The organism is Klebsiella sp. GG_Kp173 (genome assembly GCF_040062415.1).
GTDB lineage: Bacteria > Pseudomonadota > Gammaproteobacteria > Enterobacterales > Enterobacteriaceae > Klebsiella > Klebsiella quasipneumoniae.
The window spans coordinates 92,607-114,710 of sequence record NZ_JBEAFZ010000005.1 but is presented as its reverse complement, the minus strand read 5'-3'; the positions used below and the strand labels follow the sequence as shown (position 1 = coordinate 114,710).

At 58.3% G+C, this 22,104-nt stretch carries 22 protein-coding genes; 9 read left to right on the top strand and 13 right to left on the bottom strand.

Annotated features, from left to right (window positions below; genetic code table 11):
- Positions 1–141 precede the first annotated feature (141 nt).
- Positions 142–3,255: a multidrug efflux RND transporter permease AcrD gene (gene acrD, locus ABLU50_RS05405; RefSeq protein ID WP_004201959.1), complete on the top strand. Its 3,114-nt coding sequence runs from the start codon at positions 142–144 to the stop codon at positions 3,253–3,255.
- A 127-nt stretch (positions 3,256–3,382) separates the two neighbouring features.
- Here acrD and ypfM read toward each other — a convergent pair whose 3' ends face one another.
- Entirely contained in the window at positions 3,383–3,442 is a 60-nt protein-coding gene (gene ypfM / locus ABLU50_RS05400) for a protein YpfM (protein WP_100181659.1), read from the bottom strand.
- A 366-nt stretch (positions 3,443–3,808) separates the two neighbouring features.
- On the opposite strand from ypfM, the gene ABLU50_RS05395 reads away from it, so the two are divergent.
- Genes ABLU50_RS05395 through ABLU50_RS05385 form a run of 3 tightly spaced genes read left to right on the top strand, consistent with a single transcriptional unit; the run spans position 3,809 to position 5,523 of the window.
- Positions 3,809–4,162: an ArsC family reductase gene (locus tag ABLU50_RS05395; protein ID WP_023290610.1), complete on the top strand. Its 354-nt coding sequence runs from the start codon at positions 3,809–3,811 to the stop codon at positions 4,160–4,162.
- Between the two features lie 3 nt (positions 4,163–4,165).
- Positions 4,166–5,293 carry a succinyl-diaminopimelate desuccinylase gene (gene dapE, locus ABLU50_RS05390; RefSeq protein ID WP_004201953.1) on the top strand — a complete coding sequence of 376 codons (1,128 nt, stop codon included), beginning with the start codon at positions 4,166–4,168 and terminating at the stop codon, positions 5,291–5,293.
- Between the two features lie 26 nt (positions 5,294–5,319).
- Positions 5,320–5,523, top strand: a complete 204-nt coding sequence (locus ABLU50_RS05385; RefSeq protein WP_002913768.1) for a YpfN family protein — start codon at positions 5,320–5,322, stop codon at positions 5,521–5,523.
- 48 nt (positions 5,524–5,571) lie between these two features.
- Here the strand turns inward: ABLU50_RS05385 and ypfH are convergent, their stop codons facing one another.
- The 6 genes from ypfH to dapA form a co-directional block, all read right to left on the bottom strand.
- The gene (gene ypfH / locus ABLU50_RS05380) at positions 5,572–6,267 is read right to left on the bottom strand and encodes an esterase (RefSeq protein WP_023318858.1); all 696 of its coding nucleotides are present in this window, start codon (positions 6,265–6,267) and stop codon (positions 5,572–5,574) included.
- Between the two features lie 76 nt (positions 6,268–6,343).
- Positions 6,344–8,347 carry a GNAT family N-acetyltransferase gene (locus tag ABLU50_RS05375; protein WP_087832047.1) on the bottom strand — a complete coding sequence of 668 codons (2,004 nt, stop codon included), beginning with the start codon at positions 8,345–8,347 and terminating at the stop codon, positions 6,344–6,346.
- Between the two features lie 9 nt (positions 8,348–8,356).
- Complete coding sequence (locus ABLU50_RS05370; protein ID WP_087832046.1) at positions 8,357–9,232, bottom strand: neutral zinc metallopeptidase; 876 nt, start codon at positions 9,230–9,232, stop codon at positions 8,357–8,359.
- A 119-nt stretch (positions 9,233–9,351) separates the two neighbouring features.
- Positions 9,352–10,065 (bottom strand): phosphoribosylaminoimidazolesuccinocarboxamide synthase, encoded by a 714-nt coding sequence (gene purC, locus ABLU50_RS05365; protein WP_002913801.1) that lies wholly within the window; start codon positions 10,063–10,065, stop codon positions 9,352–9,354.
- A gap of 228 nt (positions 10,066–10,293) precedes the next feature.
- Positions 10,294–11,328, bottom strand: a complete 1,035-nt coding sequence (gene bamC, locus ABLU50_RS05360) for an outer membrane protein assembly factor BamC (RefSeq protein WP_004201942.1) — start codon at positions 11,326–11,328, stop codon at positions 10,294–10,296.
- Between the two features lie 16 nt (positions 11,329–11,344).
- Complete coding sequence (gene dapA / locus ABLU50_RS05355) at positions 11,345–12,223, bottom strand: 4-hydroxy-tetrahydrodipicolinate synthase (protein WP_017900447.1); 879 nt, start codon at positions 12,221–12,223, stop codon at positions 11,345–11,347.
- A 153-nt stretch (positions 12,224–12,376) separates the two neighbouring features.
- Between dapA and ABLU50_RS05350 the strand changes: the two genes are divergently transcribed.
- Both ABLU50_RS05350 and bcp read left to right on the top strand, forming a co-directional pair.
- Positions 12,377–12,943 (top strand): glycine cleavage system transcriptional repressor, encoded by a 567-nt coding sequence (locus ABLU50_RS05350; RefSeq protein WP_002913804.1) that lies wholly within the window; start codon positions 12,377–12,379, stop codon positions 12,941–12,943.
- Positions 12,944–12,946: 3 nt separating this feature from the next.
- Positions 12,947–13,417, top strand: coding sequence for a thioredoxin-dependent thiol peroxidase (gene bcp / locus ABLU50_RS05345; RefSeq protein ID WP_004201935.1), 471 nt, complete (start codon positions 12,947–12,949; stop codon positions 13,415–13,417).
- A gap of 60 nt (positions 13,418–13,477) precedes the next feature.
- Here bcp and ABLU50_RS05340 read toward each other — a convergent pair whose 3' ends face one another.
- Both ABLU50_RS05340 and ABLU50_RS05335 read right to left on the bottom strand, forming a co-directional pair.
- Positions 13,478–14,542, bottom strand: a complete 1,065-nt coding sequence (locus ABLU50_RS05340; RefSeq protein WP_004201933.1) for an AI-2E family transporter — start codon at positions 14,540–14,542, stop codon at positions 13,478–13,480.
- A gap of 54 nt (positions 14,543–14,596) precedes the next feature.
- Positions 14,597–14,713 (bottom strand): hypothetical protein, encoded by a 117-nt coding sequence (locus ABLU50_RS05335; RefSeq protein ID WP_032425793.1) that lies wholly within the window; start codon positions 14,711–14,713, stop codon positions 14,597–14,599.
- Positions 14,714–14,764: 51 nt separating this feature from the next.
- On the opposite strand from ABLU50_RS05335, the gene bepA reads away from it, so the two are divergent.
- The 3 genes from bepA to ABLU50_RS05320 all read left to right on the top strand — a co-directional run bounded on the left by bepA (position 14,765) and on the right by ABLU50_RS05320 (position 17,647).
- Positions 14,765–16,228 (top strand): beta-barrel assembly-enhancing protease, encoded by a 1,464-nt coding sequence (bepA, locus tag ABLU50_RS05330; RefSeq protein ID WP_004201932.1) that lies wholly within the window; start codon positions 14,765–14,767, stop codon positions 16,226–16,228.
- Between the two features lie 9 nt (positions 16,229–16,237).
- On the top strand, positions 16,238–16,597 hold the full coding sequence (gene arsC / locus ABLU50_RS05325) for an arsenate reductase (glutaredoxin) (protein WP_004201931.1): 360 nt from the start codon (positions 16,238–16,240) through the stop codon (positions 16,595–16,597).
- Positions 16,598–16,723: 126 nt separating this feature from the next.
- Positions 16,724–17,647 carry an Rpn family recombination-promoting nuclease/putative transposase gene (locus ABLU50_RS05320; protein ID WP_032456455.1) on the top strand — a complete coding sequence of 308 codons (924 nt, stop codon included), beginning with the start codon at positions 16,724–16,726 and terminating at the stop codon, positions 17,645–17,647.
- On the opposite strand, the gene ABLU50_RS05315 is transcribed toward ABLU50_RS05320, so the two are convergent.
- The 4 genes from ABLU50_RS05315 to ABLU50_RS05300 form a co-directional block, all read right to left on the bottom strand.
- Positions 17,644–18,345, bottom strand: a complete 702-nt coding sequence (locus tag ABLU50_RS05315; protein WP_020947395.1) for a DnaA inactivator Hda — start codon at positions 18,343–18,345, stop codon at positions 17,644–17,646. The genes ABLU50_RS05320 and ABLU50_RS05315 overlap by 4 nt on opposite strands.
- 98 nt (positions 18,346–18,443) lie before the next feature.
- Complete coding sequence (uraA, locus tag ABLU50_RS05310; protein ID WP_017900445.1) at positions 18,444–19,730, bottom strand: uracil permease; 1,287 nt, start codon at positions 19,728–19,730, stop codon at positions 18,444–18,446.
- An 86-nt stretch (positions 19,731–19,816) separates the two neighbouring features.
- A complete protein-coding gene (gene upp, locus ABLU50_RS05305) occupies positions 19,817–20,443 on the bottom strand; it encodes a uracil phosphoribosyltransferase (protein ID WP_004201927.1) in 627 nt (208 codons plus the stop codon).
- A gap of 226 nt (positions 20,444–20,669) precedes the next feature.
- Positions 20,670–22,100 carry a 6-phospho-beta-glucosidase gene (locus tag ABLU50_RS05300; protein WP_087832045.1) on the bottom strand — a complete coding sequence of 477 codons (1,431 nt, stop codon included), beginning with the start codon at positions 22,098–22,100 and terminating at the stop codon, positions 20,670–20,672.
- Between the last annotated feature and the right edge of the window lie 4 nt (positions 22,101–22,104).

Genomic DNA, 22,104 nt, shown 5'->3' with positions numbered 1-22,104 from the left:
ATGTTTCTTTACGATACGGCAAAAGCAACATGATAAATTACACTATCTCCTTAATTTCTCCACGATTGCCGGAGGCGCTGGCGCTAAAGTGGCACAGGCTGTGCAATAACAAGAACATGTGCATATGAGGTTTTCATTCTGATGGCGAATTTCTTTATCGATCGCCCCATTTTTGCGTGGGTGCTGGCAATCCTGTTATGCCTGACGGGCACCCTTGCCATTTTGTCGCTGCCAGTTGAACAGTATCCCGATCTGGCCCCGCCGAATGTACGGGTTACAGCCAACTATCCTGGCGCCTCCGCACAAACCCTGGAGAATACCGTCACCCAGGTTATCGAACAGAATATGACTGGCCTCGATAACCTGATGTATATGTCATCCCAAAGCAGCGCCACCGGCCAGGCGACCATCACCCTCAGTTTTACCGCCGGTACCGACCCGGACGAAGCGGTACAGCAGGTGCAAAACCAGCTGCAGTCGGCGATGCGTAAACTGCCGCAGGCGGTGCAAAACCAGGGGGTTACGGTACGCAAGACCGGCGATACCAATATCCTGACCCTCGCCTTCGTCTCCACCGACGGCAGTATGGATAAACAGGATATCGCCGACTACGTCGCCAGTAACATTCAGGACCCGCTCAGTCGCGTCAACGGCGTGGGGGATATCGACGCCTACGGCTCGCAATACTCAATGCGCATCTGGCTCGATCCGGCAAAGCTCAATAGCTTCCAGCTGACCACCAAGGATGTTACCGACGCTATCAGTTCGCAGAACGCCCAGATTGCCGTCGGCCAGCTCGGCGGCACGCCTTCCGTGGATAAGCAGGCGCTGAACGCCACCATCAACGCGCAATCTCTGCTGCAAACCCCCGAACAGTTCCGCAATATCACCCTGCGCGTCAATCAGGATGGCTCAGAGGTGACCCTCGGCGATGTCGCTACCGTGGAGATGGGGGCGGAGAAGTATGACTATCTTAGCCGCTACAACCGCCAGGCCGCCTCTGGCCTGGGAATTAAGCTCGCCTCCGGCGCCAACGAAATGGCCACCGCGGAGCGTGTGATCGCTCGCCTCAATGAGCTCTCGCAGTATTTCCCGCACGGGCTGGAATATAAAGTCGCCTACGAGACCACCTCCTTCGTGAAGGCTTCTATTACCGACGTGGTGAAAACCCTGCTGGAGGCGATCCTGCTGGTTTTCCTCGTGATGTATCTTTTCCTGCAGAACTTCCGCGCCACTCTGATCCCGACCATCGCCGTACCGGTGGTGCTGATGGGCACCTTCGCGGTGCTCTATGCCTGTGGTTACAGCATCAACACCCTGACGATGTTCGCGATGGTGCTGGCGATCGGCCTGCTGGTGGATGACGCCATCGTGGTGGTGGAGAACGTTGAGCGCATCATGAGCGAGGAAGGCCTGTCGCCGCGGGAGGCCACCCGCAAATCGATGGGACAAATTCAGGGCGCGCTGGTGGGGATCGCGATGGTGCTGTCGGCGGTGTTTGTGCCGATGGCCTTCTTCGGCGGCACCACCGGCGCTATCTATCGCCAGTTCTCTATTACTATCGTCGCGGCGATGGTCCTCTCGGTGCTGGTGGCCATGATCCTCACCCCGGCCCTTTGCGCTACCCTGCTCAAGCCGATTAAACCAGGTGAATCCCATGAGCGAAAAGGCTTCTTCGGCTGGTTCAACCGCACCTTTAACCGCAGCGCCAGCCGCTATGAAACTTTCGTCGGCAAGATCCTTCACCGCTCGCTGCGCTGGATGCTGATCTACATCGTCCTGCTCGGCGGGATGGTATTCCTGTTCCTGCATCTGCCCACTTCGTTCCTGCCGCTGGAGGATCGGGGGATGTTCACCACCTCGGTACAGTTGCCGAGCGGCAGCACCCAACAGCAGACGCTGAAAGTGGTACAGAAAGCGGAAGATTACTTCCTCAATAACGAGAAGCAGAACGTCGAGTCAGTGTTCGCTACCGTTGGCTCCGGCCCCGGCGGCAACGGGCAGAACGTAGCCCGCATGTTTGTGCGCCTCAAAGACTGGGACCAGCGCGATCCGCAAACCGGCTCCTCCTTTGCCATTATTGAACGCGCCACCAAAGCGTTTAATCAGATCAACGAAGCCCGGGTCATCGCCAGCAGCCCGCCGGCAATCAGCGGCCTCGGCAGTTCGGCAGGCTTCGACATGGAGCTGGAAGATCACGCCGGTAAGGGGCACGATGCGCTGATGGCGGCGCGCGATACGCTGCTTGAGCTGGCGGCTAAAAACCCGCTGTTGACCCGCGTCCGGCATAACGGGCTCGACGACAGCCCGCAGCTGCAGGTCGATATCGATCAGCGTAAAGCTCAGGCGCTGGGCGTCTCCATTGACGACATCAACGATACGCTGCAAACCGCCTGGGGGTCGAGCTACGTCAACGACTTTATGGATCGCGGGAGGGTAAAGAAAGTCTACGTCCAGGCGGCGGCGAAATATCGGATGCTGCCTGACGATATCAATCTCTGGTACGTCCGCAACAGCAGCGGCACGATGGTGCCGTTCTCGGCCTTCGCCACCTCGCGCTGGGAGACCGGTTCGCCGCGCCTGGAGCGCTACAATGGCTACTCGGCGGTGGAGATCGTCGGTGAAGCGGCGCCGGGCATCAGTACCGGTACCGCGATGGACATGATGGAGAAGCTGGCCGCGCAGCTGCCGACCGGCTTTGGCCTCGAATGGACCGCCATGTCCTATCAGGAACGCCTCTCCGGCGCTCAGGCGCCGGCCCTGTACGCGATTTCCCTGCTGGTGGTGTTCCTGTGCCTGGCGGCGCTGTACGAGAGCTGGTCGGTGCCGTTCTCGGTGATGCTGGTGGTTCCGCTCGGGGTGATTGGCGCTCTGCTGGCGACCTGGATGCGCGGCCTGGAGAACGACGTTTACTTTCAGGTGGGCCTGTTGACGGTGATCGGCCTGTCGGCGAAAAACGCCATTCTGATCGTCGAGTTCGCCAATGAGCTTAACGAGAAAGGCCAAGATCTGCTCAGCGCCACGCTGTCGGCCTGCCGTCAGCGCCTGCGCCCTATCCTGATGACCTCGCTGGCGTTTATCTTCGGCGTGCTGCCGATGGCCACCAGTACCGGCGCCGGTTCCGGCAGCCAGCATGCGGTCGGCACCGGGGTGATGGGCGGGATGATCTCCGCCACCGTGCTGGCCATCTTTTTCGTACCGCTGTTCTTTGTGCTGGTCCGTCGCCGCTTTCCGCTGAAGGAGCGTCCGCAATAAACCGTCGGGCGACGGCGGCGAGCCGTAATAACAGAAAAGGCGACCTGGATGGTCGCCTTCTTTATGTGTTCAGAACCATGACGCGCTTATTTACGTCGCGTTATTCCCCTGCTCACATTGCGGAAATTTATTTACGAAGCATGCCTTCAATAAAATCTTTCCAGTTCCCCAGTTCATGTTCAATCATAATAGCCTCTCTTATTATTATGGTCGATTCTATATAACTTCATTGCTGATGGGAAGTTGTGCTCCCCTATTGCTCTGATTGTCTTGTGGACCGCTGACAGAGATAAAACCTCTGGTTGCCGCCACTATGCCGTCTCGTATGTAAAAATTATGTGACACAGAGCACCATCAGGCAACATTTTAGTCATATTGTTATTGGCCTCACATCATGCCCGCGATTGGGCGAATTTTAATCACCCTAACGCATTGCATAAGTTACCTGGTAAAAAGTTATATTTATTCATCTGAATCACGTATTATTTCAATAAGGCTTATATATTCGGAAATATCTGAGTTACCCGCTTAATTGAATGTTAAAGGTTTATCTATGCTCACCATGTACGGAATTAAAAACTGCGATACTATTAAAAAAGCCCGCCGCTGGCTGGAAGCACATCAAATTGACTATCGCTTCCATGACTACCGCGCCGATGGCCTCGACCGCGCGCAACTGGATACCTTTATTGCCGAACTGGGCTGGCAGGCGCTGCTGAACACCCGCGGCACCACCTGGCGCAAACTGGACGAATCGCTGCGCAACAGCATCGATAATGCCGATGCCGCCGCCGCATTGATGCTGGAAATGCCGGCGATCATCAAACGCCCATTGCTCTGCGCGCCCGGTCGTCCTATGCTGCTGGGTTTTAGTGAAGCAAGTTATCAGCAGTTTAACGAGGTATAGTCTATGTCTTGCCCGGTCATTGAGCTGGCTCAGCAGCTTATTCGCCGCCCTTCCCTTAGCCCCGATGATGCGGGATGCCAGGCGTTAATGATTGAACGCCTGCGTGCGATCGGCTTTACCGTTGAACCGATGGATTTCGGCGATACGCAGAACTTCTGGGCCTGGCGCGGCCACGGCGAGACGCTGGCCTTCGCCGGCCACACCGACGTGGTCCCGGCAGGCGACGCCGACCGCTGGATCAATCCACCGTTCGAACCTACCATCCGCGACGGGATGCTGTTTGGCCGCGGGGCGGCGGATATGAAAGGCTCGCTGGCGGCGATGGTGGTTGCCGCAGAGCGTTTTGTCGCGCAGTACCCGAACCATCGGGGCCGGCTGGCGTTTTTGATCACCTCTGATGAAGAGGCCAGCGCGAAAAACGGCACCGTCAAAGTGGTGGAGACGCTGATGGCGCGTAACGAGCGTCTGGACTACTGTCTGGTCGGCGAACCCTCCAGTACCGAAGTGGTCGGCGATGTGGTGAAAAACGGCCGCCGCGGCTCGCTGACCTGCAACCTGACCATTCACGGCGTACAGGGCCATGTCGCCTATCCGCACCTTGCCGATAACCCCGTCCATCGCGCCGCGCCGATGCTGGCGGAGCTGGTCAATATCGAGTGGGATAAAGGCAATGAATACTTCCCGCCGACCAGCATGCAGATTGCCAACGTGCAGTCCGGTACCGGCAGCAACAACGTGATCCCTGGCGATATGTTCGTCCAGTTCAACTTCCGCTTCAGTACGGAACTGACTGACGAGACGATCAAAGCCCGGGTGGTCGCCCTGCTGGAAAAATACCAGCTGCGTTACAGCGTGGAGTGGTGGCTCTCCGGACAGCCGTTCCTTACCGGACGGGGCAAGCTGGTGGATGCGGTCGTCAATGCCATTGAGCACTATAATGAGATCAAACCGCAGCTGTTAACCAACGGCGGCACCTCAGACGGACGGTTTATCGCGCGCATGGGGGCGCAGGTGGTTGAGCTGGGCCCCGTGAACGCCACGATTCACAAAATTAATGAATGTGTGAACGCCGCCGACCTGCAGCTGCTGGCGCGGATGTATCAACGCGTAATGGAACAGCTGGTCGCCTGACGTACTGACGTAAAGAGGAAGCGCGCATGGAATGGCTTATTAAACACTGGTGGATTCTGGTGCTGGTCTTTTTGGTGGGGGTAATTATCAACGTGATTAAAGATCTAAACCGCGTTGACCACAAAAAATTCCTCAACAACAAACCCGATCTGCCGCCGCACCGTGATTTTAACGATAAATGGGACGATGACGACGACTGGCCGAAGCACGACCAGTCGAAGAAACCGTAAGTTTGCCGTTATCCCGGTAGCGCCCGCCTGTAACCCCGCCCGCCGGGGTTACAGCATTTCGATGATATCGTCCCCTTTCGGCGTACTGCCGCTCAGCGCCTCATCAAAATAGTGCTTCGGCACGGTATAGCGCAGTCGCTCGATCGCGAACTGCATGCTGCGATCGTCAATGGCATGCCCCAGATCGTCCACAATATCTAAGGTCACGTCGCCCCCCGCCTGCAACAGCGCCTCCTGTGCCGACACCGCCCACGCCAGATCGATAACCCGATCGTCACCACCGTGGATCAGGTGAATGGTGGTGGCCGTCGTTGCGGTAACCGGTAGCGTCGCGTAGCGGCCATTAAAGGCGATCACCCGCGAAGCCAGATCCGGCGCCGCTTTGATGCTCTCCAGCGACATGATCGCCCCCTGAGAGAAGCCGATCAGCGCGGTGGCCAGCGGGCTGATGCCGCTCTTTTCCTGCCAGTAGCGCACAATTTCAATAAAGGTCGGCATAATGGCGTCGATACGCTGCTGACGATTCTCTTCCGTCACTCCCTGCACCGAAAACCACTGCCGACCGTCAGGGCCGCAAGGCTCCACCCCGCCAATGCTCACGATCAGCGCATCAGGAAACTGCGGCGCGAACCAGCTGCCAATTTGCCCCATGGAGACCGGGTTATCCCCCACGCCATGAAACAGCAGCAACAGCTGTTGCGCAGGCGTCACAGGGCTTTGAACAATAAAATGATCGTGTTTCATGGCTGTCTCCTTAGTGTATGCGGGCAGTGTACGCCGCTCGCCAGATATGACCATGCCATTTAACTGAATGAGTTAGTTAAAAAAATTGCAGGTTCGCCACCTGCTGATGCAGCGCCTCGGCGCGCGCTGCATCGAGGAAGCGCAAGGCGTCAGCGGCCTCCTGACGCCATCTCGCCAGCAGGGCTTTACGCCCTGTTAGCTGCAGCGCGGCGCAGAGTTCGGCCTCTTCTTCCCCCTGCAGACGCCCGCGCAGGGCCGGCAACGGGATGTCGACCTGCAACAGCAGGCGATTGAGGCAACCCAGCGCCGCGGCCAGCGGGCGATGGGCGAAGGCAAAGCTCGCCGCTTCCAGCCAGTCCTCATCACTAAGCATAGCCCCTGAAACGGCCGGCAGCGGCGCGGACGCTTGCCGCCACGGGCGCAGCCAGTATTCATCACGCTGTAGCCGCTGTGCCTCCCGTTGCGCGAGCTGATGCCCCGCTGCAGTCAGCGGGAACAGAGCCATCGCGGTATAGCACCCGCTGCTGGCCTCGCGATGGGTGCCCAGCCGCACGAGAAAAAACCCACAGCGTTGCCAGAAGCGCCACAGCTCAGGGGTATAGCCAAAGCTGACGGAGAGATAATCATAACCTACGGCATCGGCGGCGATATCGGCAATCATCTGTTGCCCCAGCCCTTCGCGCTGGCGGGCGGGGTGGATGGCGATCCGACTGACCCGCAGCCCGCGCAGGGTCGCCGCCAGGGGAGTGCCGCCATGCGCCGCCAGCGACTGGGCGACCAGGTTCCCGCGCGGCCGGCGAAAACCCGCCCACACCGCCCGGCTGAGTTCGGGAGAAAGTCCCCCTTCGGCCACCAGCCATAGGGCGCCCGCCACCGCACCGCCGGCGCGAGCGCAGCGGAAAGCCTGGCCTGGAGCGTCCATCATGCGCCGCAGATCGAGAGGAGAAGTGCGGTAATGCGCCCCGGACAACAGCTGGTACATCGCCTCCGGCAGCGCCGGCCGCGTTTGCCAGCTGGACTGATTGACCGCCTCCAGGACTACCTCCCCCGTCGGCGCGTCGCGAAATGCCTCATCGCTGAAGATCAGCAGCTGGCTGATGGCCGACTCCAGCGGGCAGCCTGCGGCCCAGCGGATCGGCGCACTCAGGCTGAACAATTGCAGATGGGGCAGGCTGGCGCAAAATTTCAGCAGGAACCCGCGACCGGTGCCCTCATAACCCTGCACCGTCGTGGTAAGTAGCGTGCGGGGAAAACGGCTAACCAGCTGCCGGAGAAGCGGAGCCGGTATGGCCGCAGCCTCATCGACAATCAGCCAGGACGCCTTTTCCTTCGACGACAGCAGCGCATCAGGAGCCATAAAGCGAAACGCCTCGCCGGCAAAGCTCGCCAGGACGTCGACGGCGCTGCGGGTCGGGGCGGTGACGATGGCCTCGCCCGCGAGCTGGCGCAGCAGCATGCCCGCGAGGGCGGATTTGCCTCGCCCTCGTTCAGCCGTCACCGCTGCGATACCAGGCGGCAGACGCAATAATTGCCCAAGGATCGCCGCCTGTTCGGCCAGCGGGTGACCATCGGCGGGATGCCAGTCAGGGCGCCGGACGGCCAGAGGGAGCCGCGGCGAGTCCGACTGCCGCCAGAGCAGCACCTCGGGGTCGGCGATAAACTGCCGACAGCAGCGGAGAACAAAATTGGGGGTAGAGATCGGGTCGGGCGTATCGCTCCAGCGCAGGGAGTCCTCATCCACCCGGGATGGCCAGTCGGCGAAAGAGGGCGTCAGCAGCACCAGCCAGCTTCCCGCCCGCAGCGTACCGCTCAGGGCCGCCAGGGCGGCCACATCAAACCCGCGCCGGGCATCGAAAAAGGCGTGCATCACTTCCCGCCCCAGCAGCGTCTTCAGGGCGCCAGGCGCCACGCCGGGGGCAGAAACCGGCTCGGAGCCCACCCACAGGCCATCGCCGGCGAGCCTCTCCCGCAGCGCCTGCGCCTGCTGCAGCGTCCAGGCCTCGTCGCCGCTGAGCACCAGCAGGCGGCGAATCCCCTCCCGCGCCATCTGCGCGGTGAGGTCAAGCAGCGCGTCCATCATCAGGGGCGATTACAGCGCGCTGCCGAAGGTATTGCACTGTGCCGGGTCGCCGCTGTCGAAACCGCGTTTGAACCAGGTGTAGCGCTGTTTCGAGGTGCCGTGGGTAAAGCTGTCCGGTACCACCCGCCCCTGGCTCTGCTGCTGCAGACGGTCGTCGCCGATGGCCTCGGCGGCGTTTAACGCCTCCTGCAGATCGCCGGTTTCCAGAATATCCTGCTGCTGCATATTATGCCCCCAGACGCCGGCGAAGCAGTCTGCCTGTAGCTCCATCTTAACCGACAGCCGGTTGGCTTCGGCCTCGGTGGCATGCTGCTGTTGCTGGCGAACCTTCGGCTCAATGCCCAGCAGTTTTTGTACGTGATGACCCACTTCATGGGCAATGACGTACCCCTGGGCAAAATCGCCATCGGCGCCCAGTTTATTTTTCATCTCATCGTAGAATGACAGGTCGATATAGACCGTACTGTCGGCAGGACAGTAGAACGGCCCCATCACCGACTGGCCGGTACCGCAGCCGGTACGGGTCGCGCCGCGGTAGAGCGCCAGCTTTGGCTGAGGGTACTGGCGGCCCATCTTTTCAAAAATCGGTCCCCAGGTATCTTCGGTGGTGGCCAGGATCACCGAAGTAAACTTCGCCGCTTCATCGTCTTTCGGACTGATGGAGCGCTGCGTGGAGGTCTGCTGCTGCGGCATCGGTTCGCCGGTCAGCATGCCGGTCAAATCCACGCCGTAATAGCCCGCCACCAGCACAATAATCAGCAGTACAATGCCGCCCTTCCCGCTCGGCAGACGGAAGCCGCCGCCCCCGCCGCCGCCAAACGGCGAGCCTGATTGTCCACGTCGATCTTCAACATTGTCGCTTTCGCGACGCCCTTGCCAGCGCATAAGCACCTCATTCCCTGTTATGTATCAATAGCAGAGATCGTAGGCGGTTCAGCACAGGATTACCACAGGAAACAGCAAGAGACGCCAGAAGATGAGGCCATCTTCTGGCGGCGGGCGGGTTAGTCGAGCTTAACGCCCAGGCGATGAGCCACTTCTTCGTAGGCTTCGATCAGGCCGCCAAGGCTCTGGCGGAAGCGGTCTTTGTCCATTTTATCGAGGGTGTTTTTGTCCCACAGGCGGCTGCCGTCCGGCGAAAACTCATCGCCCAGGACCACTTCGCCTTTGAACAGACCAAACTCCAGCTTAAAGTCCACCAGAATCAGACCGGCGTCATCGAACAGCTTTTTCAGCACGTCGTTGGCTTTGTAGGTCAGCTCGCGCATCCGCGCCAGATTCTCTTTGCTCACCCAGCCGAAGGTTTCGCAATAGGAGTCGTTGACCATCGGATCGTGCATGGCATCGTTTTTCAGGAACAGATCGAACAGCGGCGGATTCAGCTCGATTCCTTCTTCAATGCCTAAACGTTTTACCAGCGAGCCTGCCGCACGGTTACGCACCACGCACTCCACCGGCACCATATCCAGTTTTTTTACCAGGCATTCGGTATCGGAGAGCAGCGCTTCCATCTGGGTAGGGATGCCCGCTTCTGCCAGTTTGCTCATAATGAAGTGGTTGAACTTGTTATTCACCATGCCTTTACGATCGAACTGCTCGATGCGCGCGCCATCACCTGCTGACGTATCGTTACGGAATTCCAGTACCAGCAGGTCCGGATTATCGGTGCTGTATACTGTCTTCGCCTTACCACGATACAACTCAGCTTGCTTTTTCATCTTTCACTACTCCAGTGATATTGAGCCTAAAAATACGTTTCCACCTATACACAAAATCATTCAAAGTGCATCGAGGCGGCAACTGAGCGAATCCCCAGGAGCTTACAAAAGTAAGTGACTGGGGTGAACGAAGGCGGCCAACAAAGAGGCAATTTGAAGGATGATGTGTATACGCACACGTTTGCGTCACTATATATTAAAAGGGCCGGATTGCTCCAGCCCTTTCGTTTACTTGTTAAATGCGGCCTGGAATACGGCTACCAGGGCGTCATTTTGCGACTGCGTCAGGGTGTGGCCTTTCGGGTCGATGAACTGCAGGCTACTGCGGTTATCGAGATCGCCGACCTGAAGTTTGTAGTCACCGGAGGCCAGCTGCGGGTCGCGTGCGCCCAGCTCCTGCCAGCTGCTGTCAGACAGCGGCTTGTAGGTCAGCGCCATGCTGCCCTGAGAGCGCGTGCTGTCGGTCACTTTCATCCCCACTTTCTCGAGGGCGCCTGGCAGACGCTGCCACACCATGTTAAACGGCGCGCGAACAACGAGCATCGGCAGACCCGTATCGTCGGCAGCGCTCTGCACGTCGAAGGTCGCGCCCGCGCTGCGCTGGGCGGCGTTCTGGGCGCTGGTGGCGTTCATGTCCAGGCCTTCCGAAATGACGTTCAGCATGGCGGTGCTGTAGCGCTGCAGTGACGCCGGATCGGCAACCGGTTTACCCGCCTGCTCCAGATTCACCAGCTTGACCACCACCGCTTGCTGATAGCCCTGCGGTTTGACGGAGATTTGATAACGACCGCGATACTGCTGATCTTCATCAAGACGGTTCCACTCAACCCAGTCGGTGTTCAGCGTCTGGCTCGCATCATCGCGCTTGGCGATAACGTAGTTCTTCGACTGAAGAATGCTGGTAACCTGCGCCCACAGCGAACCGCTGCGGCCGTTCTCGACCATCAGCGTCGCGGTATCGCCGTTGAACTGGGTGCGGGCGCCGCTAACCAATGCCAGCGGCTGCGCCGGCGGGCGAATGTCCAGCGCCTTGCCGACCGCGCCGGTGCTGTTGGCCACCGGAATGTTATAATCACCCACCTGAATCGGCAGGATCATCCCCGCCGGCGCGTGAAGTTCGCTCAACGGTGACGCCTGTAAATAGGCCTCATCACCGCTCACCTGACGCTTATAGCGCGAGTCGGAACTACAGGCCGCGAGGAGTAGAACCAGCGAAACACCCGCAACCTTCGCCAGGCGCGACTTCTGTACTGAGTAAGCCATCAAATCTCCCTAAACTTTACAGCAAACCGGCATGCTTCAGCGCGGCGGTAACGGCTTCACGACCCTGGTCGGTGATAGGCGTCATCGGCAAGCGCAGCGTATCGGTCGCCACAAGACCCAACGCCTTGCATCCCCATTTCACCGGGATAGGATTGGGTTCGACAAATAATTTTGTATGCAATGGCATCAGACGCTGGTTAATCGCCCGGGCTTCGGCAAATTGACCCGCCAGCGCCAGACGGCACATGTCGGCCATTTCGCGCGCCGCCACGTTGGCGGTGACGGAAATCACGCCCACGCCGCCGAGCTGCATGAAGTCCATACCGGTCGCATCGTCACCGCTGAGCAGAATAAAGTCGTCTGAAACCAGCTCTTTGATCTGGTGAACGCGACTTAAGTTCCCTGTTGCTTCCTTAATACCGACAATATTTTTAATTTCCGCCAGACGGCCAACGGTTTCCGGCAGCATATCGCAACCGGTACGGGACGGCACATTATACAGAATTTGCGGCAGGTCAGTATGTTCGGCGATAGCTTTAAAGTGCTGGAACAGGCCTTCCTGGGTAGGACGGTTATAATAAGGAGTGACCGTCAGGCAGCCGACAACGCCGCTGTCGTTAAAACGCTTGGTCAGGCTAATCGCCTCTGCGGTTGCATTGGCTCCCGTTCCAGCGATCACCGGGATACGCCCGTCAGCCAGTTCCAGCGTCATCATCACCACGTCGCCATGCTCTTCATGGCTCAGCGTTGCGGATTCACCGGTAGTCCCTACCGAAACGATCGCCGAGGTTCCGTTGGCGACATGGTAATCAATCAGTTTTTTCAGGCTTGTCCGGCAGACATTACCGTTTTCATCCATCGGCGTGACAAGCGCTACAATACTTCCCGTGAACATGGGCCATCCTCAGAGCAGAAGTGCGACAAGATTCTCAATGTTACGTTTGGAGCTGCAATAAAAGCAAGAGACCCGACGCCATCAGGGATGTTGTATGGCGGTTTTTTTTATGCTTTCCTAATGTTACCTCACCTTTTTAAAGGAAGAACAGGTTTGACAGCCTCATTACAACACTATCTGGTTATTACCGCCCTGGGGGCTGACCGTCCCGGCATCGTGAATACGATCACTCGCCACGTCAGCAGCTGCGGTTGTAATATCGAAGACAGCCGGCTGGCCATGCTCGGTGATGAGTTTACGTTTATCATGCTGCTTTCCGGGTCGTGGAATGCGATTAACCTGATCGAATCAACCCTGCCGCTGAAAGGCGCGGAGCTGGAGCTGTTGATCGTGATGAAACGCACCACCGCGCGCCCCCCGCAGGCCATGCCAAACACCGTCTGGGTCCAGGTTGAGGTGCCGGACTCACCGCATATCATCGAGCGCTTCACTGCCCTGTGCGATACATGGAATATGAATATCGCGGAACTGGTTTCCCGCACGCAGCCGGGAGACGGTGATTCCGCGCAGCTTTTTATTCAGATAACTGCCCACAGTCCTGCGACGCAAAATGCAGCAAATATCGAACAAGCGTTCAAAGCCCTATGTACAGAACTCAACGCACAAGGCAGTATTAACATCGTTAATTATTCACAGCATGATGAACAGGATGGAGTTTAACCCATGACCCCACTGAAAGCCGGTGATCTTGCACCGAAATTTAGCTTACCGGACCAGGACGGCGAGGAAGTAAATTTAACCGACTTCCAGGGACAGCGTGTCCTGGTTTATTTTTACCCGAAGGCCATGACCCCGGGCTGCACCGTCCAGGCGTGCGGCTTGCGCGACAACATGGACGACCTGAAGAAAGCCGGTGTGGAAGTGCTGGGCATCAGCACCGATAAACCGGAAAAGCTCTCCCGCTTCGCCGAAAAAGAGCTGCTGAACTTTACGCTGCTGTCTGATGAAAACCATCAGGTTTGCGAGCAGTTTGGCGTCTGGGGCGAAAAATCCTTTATGGGGAAAACCTACGACGGGATCCACCGTATCAGCTTCCTCGTCGATGCCGATGGCAAAATCGAACACGTCTTTGATGACTTCAAAACCAGCAATCACCACGACGTGGTGCTGAACTGGCTGAAAGAAAACGCCTGATGCAAAGCAAGACGCCGGGTGAGAGAACCTCGCCCGGCGTCTTTTTTTATCCTCAATGCCTTAGTCGTCGTCGACCACCAGGCCATCCGGCCAGGCATGCACCACCGCTTTAATCAACGTGGCCAGCGGAATGGCGAAGAAGACGCCCCAGAACCCCCACAAACCGCCAAAGATCACCACCGACAGGATAATCACCAGCGGGTGCAGATTCACCGCTTCCGAGAACAGCACCGGGACCAGCAGGTTGCCGTCCAGCCCCTGAATAATCAAATAGACCGCGAACAGACTCCAGAACTCGGTGCCCGCGCCAAACTGAAACAGCGCCACCCCCACCACCGGAATGGTCACCACAAATGCACCGATATAGGGGATCAGCACCGAGAAGCCCACCAGCACCGCCAACAGCAGCGAGTAGTTGAGGCCGAAAAGGATGAAGCCTATCCAGGTGGCGACGCTGACGACAATCATCTCCAGCACCTTACCGCGAATGTAGTTGGTGATTTGCTGGTTCATCTCCTTCCATACCTGCCCGGCCAGGCCGCGGTTGCGCGGCAGCACGCGGCGTACCGCGTTGAGCATCTGCTCTTTATCCTTCAGCAGGAAGAAGACCATCAGCGGCACCAGCACCAGATAGACCGCCAGCGTAAGCAGCCCCACCAGCGAGGCGAGAGAATACTTGACCACCGAGTCGCCCACCGTCAGCATCCGGGTGCGCATATTTTCCGCCATCGCATCGATGATGCCGGCATCCATTAACGCCGGATAGCGCCGCGGCAGCGTGGCGGCAAAATCAGAGAGCTTGTTGAGCATGCCCGGCATATCGCGGATAAGGTAGATCCCCTGCTGCCAGGCCACCGGCAGCACCACGAAGGCCAGCAACAGCAGGATGCCCACGAAGAGGATCAGCACCAGCGAGGTCGCCCAGGTGCGCGACAGACCGATGCGCTCCAGGCGCACGGTCGGCCACTCCAGCAAATAGGCCAGCACGATAGCCACCAGTAAAGGGGCCAGCAGGCCGCTGAAAAAGAACATGATGCCGAAACCGGCAAGCAAAATAACCAGCAGCGCTATCGCCTCAGGGTCGCTGAATCGACGGCGGTACCACTGCATTAACATCTCGAGCATAAAACCTTCCCTGAAGCGCAAAGCGGCGACAAACGGAGGAATTGTATCGAAATGTCACAAAAAAGACTTCGCTTTTTGATGCGCAGCAGACAAACCCGTCTCCGCCGTGAAGAACCTATTTTCAATGTGTCTAACGCCAGCTAAACTCGCTGGGATGCGGCCAGGGAACATTGCGTCGCACAATCGGTCAAACTGGCACACCCACATTACAGGACAGAGGTTATGTTCAGGCAGTTGAAGAAAACGCTGGTGGCGACCGTGATCGCGTCGCTGACGCTGGGTTCGTTAGGCCCTGCTTTTGCTGACTCCGCAGATACCCTGCCGGACATGGGGACCTCCGCAGGAAGCACACTGTCGATTGGTCAGGAAATGCAGATGGGGGATTACTACGTCCGCCAGCTGCGCGGCAGCGCGCCGCTGATCAACGACCCTCTGCTGGTGCAATACATCAACGGGCTGGGCATGCGTCTGGTCTCGCATGCGAATTCGGTGCGCACCCCGTTCCACTTCTACTTGATTAATAACGACCAAATCAACGCCTTCGCCTTCTTCGGCGGCAATGTGGTCCTCCACTCGGCCCTGTTCCGCTATTCCGATAATGAGAGCGAACTGGCCTCTGTCATGGCGCACGAAATTTCCCACGTTACGCAGCGGCATCTTGCCCGCGCAATGGAAGATCAGAAGCGCAATGCGCCGCTGACCTGGGTCGGCGCGCTGGGTTCAATTCTGCTGGCGATGGCCAGCCCGCAGGCCGGGATGGCGGCGCTGACCGGGACGCTGGCCGGTACCCAACAGGGCATGATCAGCTTCACCCGCCAGAACGAAGAAGAGGCCGACCGGATTGGTATTCAGGTTCTGCAACGCTCGGGATTCGACCCACAGGCTATGCCGATGTTTATGGGTAAACTGCTTGATGAGTCGCGCTACTCGACGCGGCCGCCGGAAATGCTGCTCACCCACCCTCTGCCGGAAAGCCGGCTTGCCGATGCTCGTAACCGCGCCAACCAGATGCGCCCGGTTGTCGTGCAGTCCTCAGCGGACTTCTATCTGGCGAAGGCGCGTACCCTCGGAATGTACACCAACGGCGACAATAAGCTGGGCACCGATCTGCTCAACGCCTGGGATAAAGGCAATATCCGCCAGCAGCATGCCGCGCAGTATGGCCGCGCCCTGCTGGCGATGGAAAGCAACAACTTTGACCAGGCGCGCAAAACGCTGCAGCCGCTGCTCAGCGCCGATCCGCAAAATCCCTGGTATCTCGATCTGGCTACCGATATCGACCTCGGGCAGAAGAAAACCGGCGACGCCATCAACCGCCTTAAAAACGCCCGCGAGCTGCGCACCAATCCGGTGCTGCAGTTGAACCTGGCCAACGCCCTGCTGCAGGGTGGCCAGCCCGGGGAAGCGGCGACCATCCTGAATCGTTATACCTTTACCTATAAAGAGGATGGCAACGGCTGGGACCTGCTGGCTCAGGCGGAAGGCGCCCTGGGCAATCGCGACCAGGAGCTGGCGGCGCGGGCAGAAAGCATGGCGCTGGTCGGCCAGCTGGAACAGGCGATTTCCCTGCTCAGCAGCGCCAGCTCGCAAGTGAAACTCGGTAGTCTGCAGCAGGCCCGCTACGATGCCCGCATCGACCAGCTACGTGAGCTACAGGCCCGCTTCCGCCCCTACCAAAAAATGTAAGGAGACCCCATGACCGACGCGGTAAAAATTTACCATAACCCACGCTGCTCGAAGAGCCGCGAAACGCTGAGCCTGTTGAAGAGCCACGGCATCGATCCTGAGGTGGTGCTTTATCTTGAGACGCCACCGGATGCCGGGACGCTGCGTCAACTGCTGCAGCTGCTGGGTATGGAGAGCCCCCGCGAGCTCATGCGCCAGAAAGAGGATCTGTATAAATCGCTCAATCTTGCCGACCCGGCGCTCAGCGACGCGGCGCTGATACAGGCGATGGTCGCCAATCCTAAGCTTATCGAACGCCCCATTGTCGTTAGCCGCGGCCAGGCGCGTATTGGCCGACCGCCGGAGCAAGTCCTCGAGATCGTAAGCTAACCCACCCGCGCCGCGCTATCGCGGCGCTTTTTTACGTAGCCGATTCCAGATCTTCCACGCCAATCCCTCCCGCCCGCCTTGCAGTGCTACTGTTCATCTATCGCTCAATCCACTGGACGGATGAACATGAAAAAACCAACCTCAACGCCTCATGATGCCGTATTTAAGAGCTATCTCTCCCATCCTGATACCGCCCGCGATTTTCTGCGGCTGTACCTGCCCGAGACGCTGCTTAAGGTGTGCGATCTGCGTACGCTGCATCTCGAGTCCGGGCATTTTGTCGAAGACGATCTGCGTCCCTTTTACGCCGACATTCTGTATTCCCTGAAAACCACGGCGGGAGACGGCTATATTTATGCGCTTATCGAACACCAGAGCACGCCCGATCGGCATATGGCCTTTCGTCTGATGCGCTACGCCATCGCCGCCATGCAGCGCCACCTTGATGCCGGCCACGATCGGCTGCCGCTGGTGATCCCTGTTCTCTTCTACCACGGTCTGGTGAGCCCCTACCCGTTCTCGCTGCGCTGGCTCGATGAATTCGTCGCTCCGGAGCTGGCCGGCCACCTTTATCACGAGGCGTTTCCGCTGGCGGACATTACCGTCATTCCGGATGACGACATTGCCACCCATCAGCGCATGGCGACGCTGGAGTTACTGCAAAAACATATTCGACAACGCGATCTGGCGCAGCTCCTCGACAAGCTGAGCGAATTATTATTGACTGGTCTGGCGACGGAATCGCAGGTACAAGCCCTGATGCACTATCTGGTGCAGGCAGGCAACGCGCGAGAGCCGATCAAGTTCATTCGCGAGCTGGCGTTACGTACGCCGCAGCACAAGGAGACGTTGATGACAATTGCGGAATATCTGGAACAACAAGGCCTGGAGCGGGGCCTGGCGCAGGGCCTGGCGCAGGGCCGTCAGGAAGGCCGGAAGGAAGAGGCGCAGCGTATCGCCGCCGCTATGCTACACAGTGGCCTGGCGCGCGATCTGGTCGCCCGGTTGACCGGGCTGACGGAGGAGGAACTGACTCCGCAGGCGGACTAGAGTTTAAGGATCTCTTTCACGAAGGGGATCGTCAGCTTGCGCTGAGCGGTAATCGAGGCATGATCCAGCTGATCGAGGGTCATAAACAGCGAGCGCATTTCGCGATCCAGCCGCTTCAGCAGGAAGCGGCAAACGTCCTCCGGCATCTCGAAGCCGCGCAGTCTGGCGCGCAGCTGCAGGGCCTGCAGCTTGTCTTCATCCGACAGCGGCTGCAGCTTATAGATCTGCCCCCAGTCAAGCCGCGAGGCGAGATCCGGCAGACCAAGATTCAGTTGCCGCGGCGGCCGGTCCCCGGTGATCAGCAGACGGGTTTTACCTGATTCCAGGATCCGGTTGTAGAGATTAAAGATGGCCATTTCCCAGGGCTCATCCCCGGCGACGCACTCGATGTTATCGATGCAGACCAGCGCCAGCTGTTCCATCCCCTCCAGCACCTCCGGCACAAACCAGGTGCGTTTATCCAGCGGCACGTAGCCCACGGCATCCCCGCGCTGGGAAAGCTCGGCGCAGGCGGCATGTAACAGGTGACTGCGACCCGCCCCTTCACGTGACCAGATATAAATATACCCGCTGTGTTCCTGGCGCAGTACGTTCTGGAGGGCAGCAAGTAGGGAAGGATTATCACCCGGCCAGAAACTCGCGAAGGTTTCGTCGTCAGGAAGATACAGTGGCAAAGAGAGCTGTGCCGGTGCGTTCAGATGGACCTCAACATAGGCTTACAGAAAAACGCGAAGAGTTTATCACAGATTTAGGTCAGGAGAGAACCGGGCGGGATCGCCGCCCGGCCAGACGATCGTTATTTAACCTCTTCGCTATCCGCGGCGTCGAGAACCACCTCTTCCGGACGCAGGACGCTGATAAGCTTGAAAATCAGGCTGAGCGCGATACCGACGATGGTGGCCAGCGCCATCCCTTTCAGCTCAGCGGCGCCGATGTGCACTTTGGCACCGCTGACGCCGATGATCAGGATCACGGAGGTGAGAATCAGATTCTGCGCCTTGCTGTAATCCACCTTCGATTCAATCAGTACGCGGATCCCTGAGGCGCCGATTACCCCGTACAGCAGCAGCGACACGCCGCCCATCACCGGCACCGGGATGATCTGGATCGCCGCCGCCAGTTTGCCGACGCAGGAGAGCAGAATCGCAATGATCGCCGCGCCACCGATAACCCAGGTACTGTAGACGCGGGTAATCGCCATCACGCCGATATTTTCCCCGTAGGTGGTGTTAGGCGTCGAGCCGAAGAAGCCGGAAACGATCGTCGACAGGCCATTGGCAAACATCGAACGATGCAGGCCCGGGTCGCGGATCAGATCGCGTTTGACGATATTAGCCGTCACCACCAGGTGACCGACGTGCTCGGCAATCACCACCAGCGCAGCGGGCAGAATGGTGAAGATGGCGAACCATTCAAAACGCGGCGTGTAGAAGGTTGGCAGCGCGAACCAGTGCGCTTCGGCGATCGGGGTGGTATCGACCACGCCCATCACAAACGACAGCGCATAGCCCACCAGAACGCCAATCAGGATCGGGATAATCGCCAGGAAGCCGCGGAACAAGACCGAACCAAACACCGTCACCGCCAGGGTCACCATCGAGATAATAATGGTTTTACTGTCCGGCGACTGGCCGTCGGCCGGCAGCAGTCCGGCCATGTTGGCCGCCACGCCCGCCAGCTCCAGACCGATAACCGCCACGATGGCCCCCATCGCCGCCGGGGGGAACATCACATCCAGCCAGCCGGTACCGGCTTTTTTGACAATAAAGGAGACGAGGCAGAACAGCACGCCGCACATAATGAAACCGCCCAGCGCCACTTCATAGCCCAGCGGCAGCAGGAGCAGCACTGGAGAGATAAAGGCGAAACTCGATCCCAGATACGCCGGGATTTTGCCTTTACAGATAAAGAGGTACAGCAGCGTACCAATACCGTTGAACAGCAGCACGGTGGCCGGGTTGATGTGGAACAGGATTGGCACCAGCACCGTTGCGCCAAACATGGCAAACAGGTGCTGCAAACTAAGCGGGATAGTCTGTAAAAGCGGCGGTCTTTCACTCACCCCGATAGCACGGCGCGTCATAGTGTTTTCCTCTGAGATGGTTAGTTATGTGTGTTTTATTCAAAAAAAAGCCGACTCTCAAAGTCGGCTTATTTATCGTTATGCGATTATTTCGTACCAAAGATCTTGTCGCCGGCATCGCCGAGACCGGGAATGATGTACCCGTGCTCGTTCAGTCCCTTATCGACAGAGGCGGTGTACAGCTCAACGTCCGGGTGCGCTTTCTCCAGCGCGGCAATTCCTTCCGGCGCCGCCACCAGTACCAGCACCTTGATGCTGGTGCAGCCGGCGTTTTTCAGCAGATCGATAGTGGCGATCATCGACCCACCGGTGGCCAGCATCGGGTCAACCACCAGCGCCATACGCTCATCGATGTTGGACACCAGCTTCTGGAAGTAAGGTACCGGCTCGAGGGTCTCTTCATTGCGATAAATACCCACCACGCTGATACGCGCGCTCGGCACGTGCTCAAGTACCCCTTCCATCATGCCGAGGCCTGCGCGCAGGATTGGCACGACGGTAATTTTCTTGCCCTTGATCTGCTCAACTTCCACCGGGCCGTTCCAGCCTTCGATGGTCACTTTCTCGGTCGCCAGATCGGCGGTGGCTTCATAAGTCAGTAAGCTGCCCACTTCAGAGGCGAGTTCACGGAAGCGTTTGGTGCTGATGTCGTGCTCGCGCATCAGGCCCAGCTTGTGTTTGACGAGTGGGTGTTTGACTTCCACAATCTTCATTCTCTTTCTCCTCTGAGGGGCAGCCACAAAAAAAATCGCGGGATTATACCGCTTTTTTCGGATTAGGCCATACCCATCTTGCTTGACGTATATCAAGCAAAGTGATTTAGAGACAAAAAAACCGGAGGCGAGGCTCCGGTTTTAGCGCGGGGTTCTGCCGGGCGGCGCTAACGCTTACCCGGACCGCAAACCCCGCCGGCCCGATAAGCGCAGCGCCACGGGGGAATTATAGCTGCTCCCCGTTGCTGGCAATCACCTTCTTATACCAGTCGAACGACTTCTTCTTACTGCGCTCCAGCGTGCCGTTGCCTTCATTATCTTTATCCACGTAGATAAAGCCGTAGCGTTTTTTCATCTCCCCCGTTCCGGCGGAAACCAGATCGATACAGCCCCACGGGGTATAACCCATCAGATCGACGCCATCCTCGACCACCGCCTTTTTCATCTCCGCGATATGGGCGGAGAGATAATCGATACGGTACTGGTCATCCACGCTGCCATCCGCTTCACGAACATCGATCGCGCCAAAACCGTTTTCGACAATAAACAGCGGTAGCTGATAGTGATCCCAGAACCAGTTCAGCGAATAGCGCAGGCCGACCGGGTCAATCTGCCAGCCCCAGTCCGACTTTTTCACGTACGGGTTGGAGACCAGGCTGGTGGTTTCATCATAATCGAGCAAGGGGTTGTCTTCGGTGGCTTTGGTGGCGAAGGACATATAGTAGCTAAAGCCGATGTAGTCGACACAGCCTTCGGTTAACGCCTGACGATCGGCTTCGGTGATGTCCAGGCTAAAGCCGCGGCGGGCAAAATAGTTGAGCAGATGCTGCGGATAGCGGCCGCGGACGTGGACATCGGCGAACCAGTACCGACGGTGCATGGCGTTCATCGCCATCATCATATCGTCCGGCGCGCAGGTCAGCGGATAGATAGGGCACATGGCGATCATGCAGCCTATCTGCAGAGCAGGGTTGATCTCGCGCGCCGCTTTCACCGCCAGGGCGCTGGCCACCAGCTCATAATGTGCGGCCTGGTACATTACCGGTTCCCGATCTTCACCCGGCAAATACTTCAGACCGGAGTTGGTGAAAGGGGCGAAGTCCTCATGGTAGTTAGCCTGGTTGTTGATCTCGTTGAAGGTCATCCAGTACTTCACTTTATGCTGATAGCGGGTGAAGACGACCCTGGCGAAGCGCACGAAAAAGTCGATCAGCTTGCGGTTACGCCAGCCGCCGTACTCGGTGACCAGGTGATAGGGCATTTCAAAATGCGACAGCGTAATGACCGGTTCAATACCGTGTTTCAGACATTCGTCGAACAGATCGTCATAAAATTGCATGCCAGCCACGTTCGGCTCCTGTTCATCGCCCTGCGGGAAAATACGCGTCCAGGCAATCGAGGTGCGGAAACATTTGAAGCCCATTTCGGCAAACAGCGCCAGGTCCTGCGGGTAGCGATGATAAAAATCTATCGCCTCATGGTTCGGGTAGTTTTTTCCCGCCACCACGCCGTCGGTGATTTCCCGCGGCACGCCGTGGGCGCCGGCGGTCATCACATCCGCCACGCTGACCCCCTTGCCCCCCTCCTGCCAGCCGCCCTCTAACTGATGCGCCGCCACCGCGCCGCCCCACAGAAAACCTTCTTTAAATCCGGACATAGTC